This is a genomic window from Micromonospora halotolerans, assembly GCF_032108445.1.
Taxonomy (GTDB): Bacteria; Actinomycetota; Actinomycetes; order Mycobacteriales; family Micromonosporaceae; genus Micromonospora; species Micromonospora halotolerans.
In genome coordinates, this window is record NZ_CP134876.1 from 1432539 (window position 1) to 1444762 (window position 12224).

Below are 12224 nucleotides of genomic sequence, written 5' to 3' on the forward strand. Positions count from 1 at the left end.
CCCGTGCCCGACGTCGGCTCGACCGCGGTGCTCCCGCGCCGCCCGCTGACCGTCGGCGAACTGCTCGACTCGGCCGTCCTGCTGCTGCGCGACCAGGCCCGGGTGCTCGTCCCGCTCGCCGTCCTGCTGGCCCTCGGCGAGCAGGCCCTGCTGCACCCGCTGCGGGTGCTGGCCGGTGCCCGGCCGCCCGAGTGGTGGCCCGACCCGGACCGGCTCGGGTGGTACTGGCTGCTGCTCGCCCTCGGCGCCGGCACCGAGGCGATGATCATCGCGCTGCTCGGCAACCCGGCCGCCCGGGCCGCCGGGGCCGCGCTGCTGGGCCGCCGCAGCGGGCCACGCGAGCTGCTCCGCGACGCCCGCTGGGTCGCCACCCTGCTGGCCGGAGCCGCGGTCGGGTGCATGGTCCTGCTCGCCGGGCTGGCCGGGCCCGCCTGGTTCGTCGCGTACGGGCTGCTCGGCGCGCTGGTGCCGGTGCTCGTGGTGGACCGGGTGCCGGCGTACCGGGCGCCGGGGCGGGCACTGCGGCTGGCGGTCCGGGTCGGGGGGCGGGCCGCCGCCATCCGGCTGCTCGGCTACCTGGGCTGGTGGCTCATCCGGCTCGGCATCGGGCTGGGTGTCTACCACGGGCTCGGGCTGCTGCGCCTCTTCGACGTCTCCGCCTGGGCGCTGCCGGTCGCCACCGTCGCCTGGGTGGCGGTGAACGCGGTCGCGTACCCGGCGCTGGCCTGCCTGGACGCGGTGCTGCACCTGGAGACCCGGATGCGCACCGAGGGGCTGGACATCCGGCTCTCCCGGGCCCCGGCCCCGGAACCCGTCCTGCTGGCGGTGCCCCGGTGAGCCGGTGGTGGACCGAGACGGCCGCCGCGCTGGGCGACGCCGTGCCACTGCCGCTGGCCGCCCTGCTCCTGCTGGCCGGGGCGCTGCTGGTCGCGCTGGCCTGGTACTCGTTCCCGATCTGGGTGCCCCGCCGGCTGCCCCGGATCGGCCGGCCCCGGCTGCCCCGGCTCCGACTGCGCCTGCCCCGGCTGCGCCTGCCGCGGCTGCGGCTGCCGAAGCTGCGACTGCGGAAGCTGCGGCGCCGCCGGGCCCGGCCGGACGTCGCGGTGGTGCCGGTGCCCGCGCCCCGGGCGGCCGAGCCGGCGACGGCCACCCAGGCGGGCCTCGCCGACCGGCTCGCCGCCGAGGGCCGGTACGCCGAGGCGGTCCGGGAACGGCTGCGCGAGATGGTCCGTCTCCTGGTGGCACGGCAACTGGTGGAGCCCCGCCCCGGGCTGACCGTCACCGAGCTGACCGCGGCCGTGGCCCGGGTCCGGCCCGAGGTGCGGCCCACCCTGCACACCGCCGGGGCGATCTTCTCCGACCTCTGGTACGCCCAGCGCCCGGCCACCGCCGCGCATGATCACCGGATGCGGGACCTCGCGGCCGACCTGCGGCGCGAACTGGCCGCCGAGGGGGAACTCCGGTGACCGCCACCCTCGACCCGGCCCGGCCGGCGGCTCCGCCCACGCCTCGCCGTCGGTGGCATCGGATGCTGGTCCCGATCGGGCTGGCCGTGCTGCTGATCGTGACCACGCTGGTCCTGCACGCCGTGGACCAGCCCGACCCGGACGACCCGGGTTTCCTCGCGCCGGCCGCCGCCGGCGACGACGGGGGCAGCCGGCTCGCCGAGGCGCTGCGCGGGCAGGGGGTGCCGATCCGCCGGGAGACCGACACGCTGGAGGCCCTGCGGGCCGCCGGAGCAGGCCCCACCACCCTCTTCGTGCCCGCTCCGGACCTGGTGCACCCGGACACCCTGGCCGCCCTGACGGTGCTGCCGCCCGGCAGCCGGCTGGTGCTGGTCGAGCCGTCCCGCCGGGTGCTGACCGGGTTGGGTCTGCCGCTCGAACCGACCGACCGCCGGTGGGCGACCCGGGCCGTGCCGCCCGACGCCGACGGCGGGCCCTGCCGGCTGCCCGAGGCGCTCCGGGCCGGCACCGCCGCCGTGGACCACCAGCGCTACGCCGGGCCGTCCGGCGCCGACCGGTGCTACGCGGGCGCGCTGCGGCGGATCTCCTGGGGCACCGACGTGGTGGTGGTCGGGGCCAGCGACCCGTTCCGCAACGACCGGATCGACGAGTGGGGCAACCGTGCCCTCGCCACCGGCCTGCTCGGCGGCGACCGCCCGCTGGTCTGGCTCGACCTGCCCGGCCCCGCGCCCGCGCCGACCGGCACCAGCTGGTCGCCGAGCCCGGACGACGGCGGGACGCCCCGGCCCCGGGACACCGGCGACCGCGACGACCGGGCGGACCCGCCGCCGAGCTGGCACAACCCGCTCTGGGACGCGTTCCCGCCCTGGTTCTGGGCGATACTGGCCCAGCTCGCCGTGGCCGGACTGCTGCTGGTGCTGTGGCGGGCCCGCCGGCTCGGCCCGCCCGTGCCGGAGCCGCTGCCGGTGACGGTCCGCGCCGCCGAGACGGTGCTCGGCCGGGCCCGCCTCTACCGCCGGGCCGGCGCCCGGGACACCACCGCCGCCACGCTGCGCGCCGCCGCGCTGGACCGGCTGCTGCCCCGGCTCAACCTGCCCCCGGACACGCCGCCCGACGAGGTGGCCGCCCGGGTCGCCGCGCACGCCGGGGCCGACCCGGAGCGGGTGGCCGAGCTGCTGCACGGCGCCGCCCCGGAGGACGACCGGGAGCTGCTGGAGCTGGCCCGCGACCTGGACGCCCTGACCCGTACCCTGGCCCCCCACCCGACCGAAGGAGACCCCCGGTGACCGGACCCGTCATCGCCGCCGCGTCGCCCACCGCGCAGCCCGACGCCCGCGCCGCCCTGCACCGGCTGCGGGCCGAGGTGGCCAAGGCCGTCGTCGGCCAGGACGCCGTCGTCACCGGCCTGGTCATCGCGCTGCTCTGCCGGGGGCACGTGCTGCTGGAGGGCGTGCCCGGGGTCGCCAAGACCCTGCTGGTACGCACGGTGGCCGGCGCGCTGGACCTGGAGTCCAAGCGGGTGCAGTTCACCCCCGACCTGATGCCCGGCGACGTCACCGGGTCGCTGATCTTCGACCCGCGCACCGCCGCCTTCACCTTCCGGGAGGGGCCGGTCTTCACCAACCTCCTCCTCGCCGACGAGATCAACCGCACCCCGCCGAAGACCCAGTCAGCGCTGCTGGAGGTCATGGAGGAGCGGCAGGTCTCCGTCGAGGGCGAGCGCCGCCCGCTGCCCGACCCGTTCATCGTGGCGGCCACCCAGAACCCCGTCGAGTACGAGGGCACCTACCCGCTGCCCGAGGCGCAGCTCGACCGGTTCCTGCTCAAGCTGACCGTCCCGCTGCCCGGGCGGGACGAGGAGCTGGGTGTGCTCCGCGCTCACCACGCCGGGTTCGACCCGCGCGACCTGCGCGCCGCCGGCGTACGCCCGGTGGCCACCGCGGCCGACCTGGCCGCCGCCCGGGCGGGCGTGCACGCGGTGCACGTGGCCGAGCCGGTGCTCGGCTACATCGTGGACCTGTGCCGGGGCACCCGGGCCGCCCCGGCGCTGGAGCTGGGCGCCTCGCCCCGCGGCGCCACCGCCCTGCTCGCGACCGCCAAGGCATGGTCCTGGCTGGCCGGCCGGGACCACGTCACCCCGGACGACGTGAAGGCGGTCGCCCGGCCCACCCTGCGGCACCGGCTCCGGCTGCGCCCGGAGGTGGAGCTGGAGGGCGTGACCGTGGACGCCGTGCTGGACGCGGTGCTGGCCACCGTGCCGACACCGCGATGACCTGGCGGGCGGGTCTGCTGCTCGCGGTGAGCGCGGCCACCCTGCCGGCCTGGCCGGCGCCGTTCCTCGGCGTCGCCGTCCTGACCGCGGGAGTCCTGCTGCTGGTCGCCCTCGACTGGGCCCTCGCGGCGCCGCTGCACGGGGTCACCGCCACCCGCGCCGGTGACCGCGCGGTCCGGCTGGGCGGCACCGCGACGGTCACCCTGCACCTGGCCAACACCTCCACCCGCACCCTGCACGCCCAGGTACGCGACGCCTGGGTGCCCTCGGCCGGGGCGCGGCCCGACGTCCCCGCCGGGCAGGTGCGCACCGTCGCACCGGGCGGCACGGCCACGCTGCCGGTCCGGCTCACCCCGACCCGGCGCGGCGACCGGCCCGCGGTGGCGCTGACCGTCCGCTCGCTCGGGCCGCTGCGGCTGGCCTTCCGGCAGCGCACCGGCCACCCGGCCACACCACCGTGGACGCTGCGGGCGCTGCCCCGCTTCGACTCGCGGCGGCACCTGCCCGAGAAGCTGGCCCGGCTCCGGATCATCGACGGCGTCCAGGTCACCCGGGGGCGCGGCCACGGCACCGAGTTCGACACCCTCCGCGAGTACGTGGTCGGCGACGACGTGCGCTCGATCGACTGGCGGGCCAGCGCCCGCCGCTCCGACGTGCTGGTCCGCACCTGGCGGCCGGAGCGGGACCGGCGGCTCGTGTGCGTGCTGGACACCGGCCGCACCTCGGCGGTCCGGCTCGGCGACGAACCCCGGCTGGACACCGCGATCGACGCGGCGCTGCTGCTCACCGCGCTGGCCGCCCGGGCCGGCGACCGGGTCGACCTGCTCGCCGCCGACACCGCGATCCGGGCGCGGGTGACCGGCAGCGGCCGGCCCGCCCTGCTCGCCCGGCTGGTGGACGCGGTCGCCCCGCTCCAGCCGGCACTCGTGGAGACCGACTTCGAGCTGATCGCCGGGGAGGTGCTGCGCCGGGAACGGCAGCGCAGCCTCGTGGTGCTGTTCACCGCCCTGGAGGCCGGCGCGCTCGGCGAGGGCCTGCTGCCGGTGCTGCCCCGGCTGGCCGCCCGGCACCGGGTGGTGCTCGCGGCCACCCACGACCCGGTGCTGGCCGGGCTCACCACCACCCCGCCCGCGAGCCCCGACGACGCGTACGCCGCCGCGGCCGCCTGGCGGGCCCTCGCCGAGCGGGACCGGGTCCGGGCCGCCCTGTCCCGGCACGGGGTGACCGTGGTGGACGCCCCCGCCGACCGGCTCGCCCCGGCGGTCGCCGACACCTACCTGCGGCTCAAGTCCCTCGGCCAGCTCTGACGGCCCGCCCGCCGAGCAGCAGCGCGTACGCCAGGAAGGCCAGCCAGGCCGTGGCGCCGATCGCCACCCGGACGGCGACCGGCAGCGGCGCCGGGGTCACGAACGCCTCCAGCAGCGCGGAGACCGCGAAGAGCCCGACCAGGCCGGCGGCGACCACGATGGCCGAGCGGCCCGCCTCGGCGACCGCCCGGCCCCGGGTCAGCTGGGCCGGCGGCGCGATCCAGGCCCAGGCGGTCCGCAGCCCGACCCCGGCGGCAACGTAGATGCCGGTGAGCTCCAGCAGCCCGTGCGGGGTGATCATGCCGAAGAACACGTCGGCCCGGCCGTAGGAGACCATCACCCCGCCGACCACGCCGACGTTCAGCGCGTTCTGCCAGAGCAGCCAGAACACCGGCACCACGAGCACCCCGGCGGCCAGGCACTGCGCGGCCAGCCAGGCGTTGTGCGTCCACAGGTGGAACGCGAACGTCGGCGCGTGGAACTCGGTGTAGTAGCCGGCGAAGCCGGAGTCGACGAGCTGCCGGGCCGCCTCGGCCCCGATGAACGCGGCGGCGGTGTCCGGGTGGCCGGCGACGAACCAGATGAGGAAGCCGGTGAGCGCGCTAAACCCGGTGGCCACCGCGCACCACCAGGGCCAGGCCCGGTAGAGGGCGGCCGGCAGGTCGGCCACGAGGAACCGGCCCACCGCCGCCCAGGAGGCCCGGGGGCGGCCGGTGATCCGGGCCCGCGCCCCGAGCACCAGGTGGGAGAGGCGGCCGACCAGCGCCGGTTCCGGGGCCCGGCTGCGCAGCGCGGAGAGGTGGGTGGCGGCCCGCTGGTAGAGCGCCACCAGCTCGTCCACCTCCGCCGCGTCCAGCCTGCGCCGGCCGGTCAGCTGCTCCAGCCGCCGCCACTCGGCGCCGTGCTCGGCCACGTACGCGTCCAGATCCACTCGTCCTCCCCCGTCCGGCGCCCATAGTGTTCACTGTGCGAGTGCGCGCGCAACCTCCCCCACCGGCACCGTGGGCCGACGCCGGTCTGGTCAGCGGCGAGGCGGTGGAGCTGGACGTCCGGGCGGCCCGGCTCGGCTCCCGGGTGCTCGCCCTGCTGATCGACCTGGTGGCGCAGCTCGCGGTGGCGCTGCTGCTCAGCGCGGCGTTGTCTGTGCTGGTGCTCAGCCTGCCGGGGGACATCATGGACGCCGCGCTGGCCGGCGGGATGCAGCTCGTGCTGCTGGTGCTGGTGCTGGTCGGCTACCCGGTGCTCATGGAGCGCTTCGCGGGCGGCCGGACGCTGGGCAAGCTGGCCGTGGGGCTGCGGGTGGTCCGCGCCGACGGCGGTCCGGTCGGGGTCGGCCAGTCGCTGACCCGCGCGCTGGTCGGCGTGGCGGTGGAGTGGCCGGGGCTGGTGCTTCCGCTGCTGAGCTGGGCGGCGAGCGTGACCGTGATGCTGAGCGACCCGCGCGGGCGGCGGCTGGGCGATCTGGTGGCCGGGACGCTGGTGGTGCACACCCGGGGCGCCGGCGGGTGGCGGCCGGCCCCGCCACCCGTGCCGCCGCTGCTCGGCTGGGCGGGCACCCTCGACCTGACCCGGGTGGACGACGGGCTGGCGCTGGCCGTCCGGCAGTACCTGGGCCGGGTGCACCAGCTCGCCCGGCCGGACCGGGTCCGGCTGGGCCGGGAGCTGTGGGCGGAGGTCGCGGCGGTCACCTCGCCGCCCCCGCCGTGGTCCGCGCCCGAGCCGGCCTACCTGGCCGCCGTGCTGGCCGAGCGGGGGCGCCGGGCCGCGTACCGGCTGGGGCGGTCCCGGGCGGTCACCGCCACGCTCTGGCCCGAGCTGATGCCCGCGCCGGCCACCGCGCCGGCGCCGGCCGTGCTGCGGCCCGCCGCGCCGTCGCGCGCGGTCCCCCACCAACCCGATCCGGTACGCGGACAGCCCACCTCGGTCGACGCCCGGCGCTGACCCGGTCAGGAGAAGAGCGCCCGGCCCCACCAGTCGGCGGCGTCGCGGACGCCGGGCGGGCAGGCGAACAGGCCGCTGGAGACGTGCCGCAGGTATTCGTTCATCGCGTCGTTGCGGGCGAGCCGGGTCTGGATCGGCACGAACTGCCGGCGCGGGTCCCGCTGGTAGGCGATGAAGAAGAGCCCGGCGTCGAGCCGGCCCAGCCCGTCCGAGCCGTCCACGAAGTTGTAGCCGCGGCGCAGCAGGCGGGCGCCGTCGTTCTGGTCGGGGTGGGCGAGCCGGACGTGCGCGGTCTCGGCGATCACCGGCTCGCCGTCGTCGCCCTTGGCGGCGAAGTCCGGCTCGTCGAACTCGGCGCGCTTGCCGAGCGGCGCGCCGCTGCCCTTGGTCCGCCCGACGATCATCTCCTGCTCGGCCAGCGGGCTGCGGTCCCACGTCTCGACCAGCATCCGGATCTTGCGGGTGACCAGGTAGGACCCGCCGGTCATCCAGTCGGCGCCGTCCCCCGGCTGGGCCCACAGCTGCTCGCGGAGCAGGTCGGCGTCCTCGGCCTTGAGGTTGGCGGTGCCGTCCTTGAAGCCGAACAGGTTGCGCGCGGTGGCCTGTCCCCGCGACGTCGAGGAGGTACGCCCGAAGCCGAGCTGGGACCAGCGGACGCTCACCACGCCCATGCCGATCCGGGCCAGGTTGCGGATGGCGTGCACCGCCACCTGCGGGTCGTTGGCGCAGGCCTGGACGCAGATGTCGCCGCCGGAGAGTTCCGGCTTGAGCGCGTCACCGGCGAAGTGCGGCAGGTCGGCCAGGGCGGCGGGCCGCTTGTCGGCGATGCCGAACCGGTCCCGGCCCTGGGCGTCGCGGAAAAGCGTCGGGCCGAAGCCGACGGTGATGGTGAGCTGCGACGGGGGCAGCCCGAGCGCCTCGCCCGTGTCGTCCGGCGGGGCCTCCGGCACGCCGTCGACCGCGCCGATCACCCCGGCGTCCTTGCCGGCGGTCATCCGGGCGGCGGCGGCGGTCCACTCCTGGAGCAGCGCGACCAGCCGCGCCCGGTCCTTGGTGATGACGTCGAACGCGACGAAGTGCAGCCGGTCCTGGGCCGGGGTGGTGATGCCGGCCTGGTGCTCGCCGTGGAACGGGACCGCGCCGGCCGCCGTCTCGGTGGCGGACGCCTGGTCGCCGCCGCCGAGCAGGGCGCCCGCGCCGACCGCCACCCCGGCGACGCCGGCCACGCCGGCTCCGGCCAGGGTGATGGCCCGGCGCCGGGACACCCCGGTCCCGCGGGTCGGCTCGTCGGTGCTCGGTTCGCTCATCACGTCACCTCCGGACCCGGTCGTCATCGGGCGACGACCGCGGCCACCTTGCTGATCGGCTCGGCCAGGGCGTTGATGCTGTCGGACAGTTCCTTGAGCTCGGCCTTGCTGAGCTGGGTGTGCAGCTTCCAGCCGTCGCCGGCCCGGTGCTTGCCGAGGGCGGCCTCGACGGCGGCGAACTCGGTGTCGAGCTGCTTGACCAGGTCGGGAGAGCGCTGCTCCAGGGCGGGGCGCAGCGCCGCGATGGCGGCCTTCGAGCCCTCCAGGTTGGCGTTGAAGTCCCAGAGGTCGGTGTGGGAGTACCGCTCCTCCTCGCCGGTGATCTTGCCGCTGGCGACCTCGTCGAGGAGGGCCTTGGCGCCGTTGGCGAGCTGGAGCGGGGTGAGCTTCTCGGCGTTGGCCTTCGCCACGATCGCCTTGACGTCGACGAGCAGCTGGTCGGCGATGGCGCCGTCCTTGCTGATGTCGCCGGTGGTCCACAGGTCCTTCTCGATCCGGTGGAAGCCGGTGAACTGCATCCCCTCCTCGACGACCTCCTCGCGGCCGTCGATCTTCGGGTCGAGGTCGCCGAAGCTCTCCGCGACCGGCTCGATCCGCTCCCAGTAGGTGCGGGCCACCGGGTACAGGTCCTTGGCCCGGGCCACGTCGTTGGCCTTGACCGCGGCCACGAACTCCTCGGTCCTGGTGAGCAGGGCGGCGGTCTGGCTCTGCACGTAGCGCTGGTAGCTGGCGGTGGCCTGGCCGAGGGCGGCGTCGGGGGCGACGGTCGCGACGGTGCCGCTGACCTTCAGCGCGCCCCGGATGCCGCGGCCGCTCATGCCGGGCTTGCAGGCGGTCTCGTACGTGCCGGCGGGCAGTTCGACGCGCAGCTCGCGGCTCAGGCCGGGGGCGATGTTCTCCACCTCGCCCATCACCCGGTCACCGGCGGCGTAGACGTAGAACTCGTTGACCTTGGACCCGGAGTTGGTCACCTTGAAGGTCACCTGCCCGGCCTCGATCTCGGTGCTGTCGACCTCGCAGGCGCTGTCGGTGGCCTTGACGGCGATCGGACCGCCCGCCTTGGCGTCGGAGTCGTCACCGCCCCCGCATCCGGTCAGTCCGGCGACGACGAGCACCCCGGCGGCGGCGGGCACGACGAATCGAGTGGTACGCATCGGTGGTGTCTCCTCGGAAACGGGCAGGTCAGGCGCGCTGGGGCGCGGTGTCGGTGGAAGCCTCGGTGGCGGCCGGCTCGGCCGGCGTGGTCGCGGCGTCGCCGGCCGGGGTCGGCTCGGGCGCGGCGGCGCTGGCCGGCGGGGCGGCGGGCGCGGCGGGCCGGGCCGGGGCGGCCGGCTTGCGCAGGAAGAGGACGAGCACCGGGACCGCGAAGGCCACCCAGGCGATCGTCTCCAGCACGGTCGGCGCGGCGGTGATGTTGAACATGCCCGCGAGCAGCGCGCCGTACCAGGCGTTCGGGTCGAGCGTCGAGGAGATGTCGAAGGCCTGGTTGTTGAGGCCGGGCAGCACGCCGGCCTCCTGGAAGTCGTGCACGCCGTACTTGAGGATGCCGGCAGCGACCAGGATGAGCAGCGCGCCCGTCCAGGTGAAGAACTTGCTCAGGTTGATCTTCAGGGCGCTGCGGTAGAGCAGGAAGCCGATCACCACGGCGGTGGCCACGCCGCCGGCCAGGGAGAGCAGCGCACCGGCGCCGGTGCCGCCGGCCGCGCTCTGCGCGGCGGAGTAGAAGATGAGCGCGGTCTCCAGGCCCTCCCGGATCACCGCGAGGAAGGCCATGCCGGCGACCGCGAGGGAGCCGACGGCGAGCGCCTCGGTGAGCTTGCCGCGCAACTCGCCGGCGATCGTCCGGGCGGCCTTGCGCATCCAGAAGATCATCCAGGTCACGAAGACCACGGCGGCCACCGAGGTGACGGCCTCGAACAGCTCGCGGTCCTCGGAGCGGGCCAGCAGCGAGGTCGAGGTGTACTCGATCAGCCAGCCGAAGACGACGGAGAGCACCACGGCCAGGCCGACGCCGGCCCACACCTGCGGCAGCCGGTCACGCCGTTGCGACTTCACGAGGAAGGCGACCAGGATGCTGACCACCAGGGTCGCCTCCAGGCCCTCCCGCAGGCCGATCAGGTACGTGGCGAACATCGGTACTCCGTAGTCAGTAAGGCACGCCTCAGTTAACTTAGGGCAGCCATACCTTCCTCCTGATCCGGCCGGCCGTCAAGTCGTTCATGGCCATGTCACCCGGACCGTCCGCAGCCCGACACGCGCAGATCACCGCGGCTTTCCCCGGCGTACGCGAAGGGGACCGGGACGGCCGCGTGGCGGCCGGCCCCGGTCCCCTCCGGGCGTGAACTCAGTAGCGGTAGTGCTCCGGCTTGAACGGGCCCTCCGGGGACACGCCCAGGTAGGCGGCCTGCTCCTTGGTGAGGGTGCTCAGCTTGGCGCCGAGCGCGCCCAGGTGCAGCCGGGCGACCTTCTCGTCCAGGTGCTTGGGGAGCACGTACACCCCGACCGGGTACTCGTCGGTCTTGGTGAAGAGCTCGATCTGGGCGATGGTCTGGTTGGCGAACGAGTTCGACATCACGAAGCTCGGGTGACCGGTGGCGTTGCCCAGGTTCAGCAGGCGGCCCTCGGAGAGCACGATGATGGCGTGGCCGTCCTCGAAGCGCCACACGTCGACCTGCGGCTTGATGTTCTCCCGCGTCACGTCGGCGCGCTTCGACAGGCCGGCCATGTCGATCTCGTTGTCGAAGTGGCCGATGTTGCCGACGATGGCCTGGTGCTTCATCCGGGCCATGTGCTCGTGAGTGATGACGTTGAAGCAGCCGGTCGCCGTGATGAAGATGTCGGCCTGCTCGACCACGTCGTCCAGGGTGGCCACCTGGTAACCGTCCATCGCCGCCTGGAGGGCGCAGATCGGGTCGACCTCGGTCACCACGACCCGGGCACCCTGGCCGCGCAGCGACTCGGCGCAGCCCTTGCCCACGTCGCCGTAGCCCATGACGACGGCCATCTTGCCGCCGATCAGCACATCGGTGGCGCGGTTGATGCCGTCGATGAGCGAGTGGCGGCAGCCGTACTTGTTGTCGAACTTGCTCTTGGTCACCGAGTCGTTGACGTTGATGGCCGGGAAGAGCAGCGTGCCGGCCCGGTGCATCTCGTAGAGCCGGTGCACGCCGGTGGTGGTCTCCTCGGTCACGCCCTTGATGCCGGCGGCGATCCGGGTCCAGCGCTGGCCGTCCTCGGCGAGCGAGCGGTGCAGCAGCTGGAGGATGACCGCGTATTCCTCGGAGTCGGCCGACTCGACCGGCGGCACGACGCCGGCCTTCTCGAACTCGGCGCCCTTGTGCACGAGCAGGGTGGCGTCGCCGCCGTCGTCGAGGATCATGTTCGGGCCGTGCCCGTCGGGCCAGGTGAGCACCTGCTCGGTGCACCACCAGTATTCCTCCAGGCTCTCGCCCTTCCAGGCGTAGACCGGGACACCGGCCGGGGCCTCGGGGGTGCCCTCCGGGCCGACGACGATCGCGGCGGCGGCGTGGTCCTGGGTGGAGAAGATGTTGCAGGACGCCCAGCGGACCTGCGCGCCGAGCGCGACCAGGGTCTCGATCAGGACGGCGGTCTGGATGGTCATGTGCAGCGAGCCGGTGATGCGGGCGTCGGCGAGCGGCTGGGCGTCGGCGAACTCGCGACGGATCGCCATCAGGCCGGGCATCTCGTGCTCGGCGAGCCGGATCTCCTTACGCCCGAACGCGGCGAGCGACAGATCCGCCACCTTGTAGTCGCCCTCGGCGAGGGTGCTCGGCCGGGCTCCGGACGACGCGCCACGGGGGGCCGCCGGGAGGGTGCTGGTCATGGAAGCTCCTGTCGAACGATGACTGCGCAGCCTTCCACCTTACGCGCGTGGACTTCTTCTCCCCGGCCCGGTTGGCCGACGGCGCGG

Annotated in this window: 11 protein-coding genes; 6 read left to right on the forward strand and 5 right to left on the reverse strand. The window is 75.3% G+C overall.

Going from position 1 to position 12224, the window contains the following annotated elements:
* The first annotated feature begins 3 nt into the window (after positions 1 to 3).
* The 5 genes from RMN56_RS06570 (at position 4) to RMN56_RS06590 (ending at position 5045) form a co-directional block, all read left to right on the forward strand.
* Positions 4 to 837 carry a hypothetical protein gene (locus RMN56_RS06570; protein WP_313722936.1) on the forward strand — a complete coding sequence of 278 codons (834 nt, stop codon included), beginning with the start codon at positions 4 to 6 and terminating at the stop codon, positions 835 to 837.
* Entirely contained in the window at positions 834 to 1466 is a 633-nt protein-coding gene (locus RMN56_RS06575) for a DUF4129 domain-containing protein (RefSeq protein ID WP_313722937.1), read from the forward strand. Before RMN56_RS06570 ends, RMN56_RS06575 begins: the two co-directional genes overlap by 4 nt.
* 62 nt (positions 1467 to 1528) lie before the next feature.
* Positions 1529 to 2752, forward strand: coding sequence for a DUF4350 domain-containing protein (locus tag RMN56_RS06580; RefSeq protein WP_313722938.1), 1224 nt, complete (start codon positions 1529 to 1531; stop codon positions 2750 to 2752).
* Positions 2753 to 2763: 11 nt separating this feature from the next.
* Positions 2764 to 3738, forward strand: a complete 975-nt coding sequence (locus RMN56_RS06585; RefSeq protein ID WP_376787310.1) for an AAA family ATPase — start codon at positions 2764 to 2766, stop codon at positions 3736 to 3738.
* Positions 3735 to 5045, forward strand: coding sequence for a DUF58 domain-containing protein (locus RMN56_RS06590; RefSeq protein ID WP_313722940.1), 1311 nt, complete (start codon positions 3735 to 3737; stop codon positions 5043 to 5045). The genes RMN56_RS06585 and RMN56_RS06590 overlap by 4 nt, the downstream gene beginning before the upstream one ends.
* On the opposite strand, the gene RMN56_RS06595 is transcribed toward RMN56_RS06590, so the two are convergent.
* Positions 5023 to 5976: a stage II sporulation protein M gene (locus RMN56_RS06595; protein ID WP_313722941.1), complete on the reverse strand. Its 954-nt coding sequence runs from the start codon at positions 5974 to 5976 to the stop codon at positions 5023 to 5025. The two genes, RMN56_RS06590 and RMN56_RS06595, sit on opposite strands and share 23 nt — an antisense overlap.
* A 41-nt stretch (positions 5977 to 6017) precedes the next feature.
* Here RMN56_RS06595 and RMN56_RS06600 point away from each other — a divergent pair, with 41 nt between their 5' ends.
* A complete protein-coding gene (locus RMN56_RS06600) occupies positions 6018 to 6986 on the forward strand; it encodes an RDD family protein (protein ID WP_313722942.1) in 969 nt (322 codons plus the stop codon).
* A gap of 5 nt (positions 6987 to 6991) precedes the next feature.
* Here the strand turns inward: RMN56_RS06600 and efeB are convergent, their stop codons facing one another.
* The 4 genes from efeB to ahcY form a co-directional block, all read right to left on the reverse strand.
* Complete coding sequence (gene efeB / locus RMN56_RS06605; protein ID WP_313722943.1) at positions 6992 to 8293, reverse strand: iron uptake transporter deferrochelatase/peroxidase subunit; 1302 nt, start codon at positions 8291 to 8293, stop codon at positions 6992 to 6994.
* Positions 8294 to 8316: 23 nt separating this feature from the next.
* Positions 8317 to 9447 (reverse strand): iron uptake system protein EfeO, encoded by a 1131-nt coding sequence (gene efeO, locus RMN56_RS06610; RefSeq protein ID WP_313722944.1) that lies wholly within the window; start codon positions 9445 to 9447, stop codon positions 8317 to 8319.
* A gap of 28 nt (positions 9448 to 9475) precedes the next feature.
* Positions 9476 to 10426, reverse strand: a complete 951-nt coding sequence (efeU, locus tag RMN56_RS06615) for an iron uptake transporter permease EfeU (protein WP_313722945.1) — start codon at positions 10424 to 10426, stop codon at positions 9476 to 9478.
* A gap of 211 nt (positions 10427 to 10637) precedes the next feature.
* Positions 10638 to 12137 (reverse strand): adenosylhomocysteinase, encoded by a 1500-nt coding sequence (ahcY, locus tag RMN56_RS06620; protein ID WP_313722946.1) that lies wholly within the window; start codon positions 12135 to 12137, stop codon positions 10638 to 10640.
* Positions 12138 to 12224: the final 87 nt, after the last annotated feature.

Excerpts from the sequence above, each read along its gene's own strand:
- RMN56_RS06580 (WP_313722938.1), top strand. The coding sequence starts at position 1,529 with ATGCTGGTCCCGATCGGGCTGGCCGTGCTGCTGATCGTGACCACGCTG.
- RMN56_RS06590 (WP_313722940.1), top strand. The coding sequence starts at position 3,735 with ATGACCTGGCGGGCGGGTCTGCTGCTCGCGGTGAGCGCGGCCACCCTG.
- efeB (WP_313722943.1), bottom strand. The coding sequence starts at position 8,293 with ATGAGCGAACCGAGCACCGACGAGCCGACCCGCGGGACCGGGGTGTCC.
- efeO (WP_313722944.1), bottom strand. The coding sequence starts at position 9,447 with ATGCGTACCACTCGATTCGTCGTGCCCGCCGCCGCCGGGGTGCTCGTC.
- efeU (WP_313722945.1), bottom strand. The coding sequence starts at position 10,426 with ATGTTCGCCACGTACCTGATCGGCCTGCGGGAGGGCCTGGAGGCGACC.
- ahcY (WP_313722946.1), bottom strand. The coding sequence starts at position 12,137 with ATGACCAGCACCCTCCCGGCGGCCCCCCGTGGCGCGTCGTCCGGAGCC.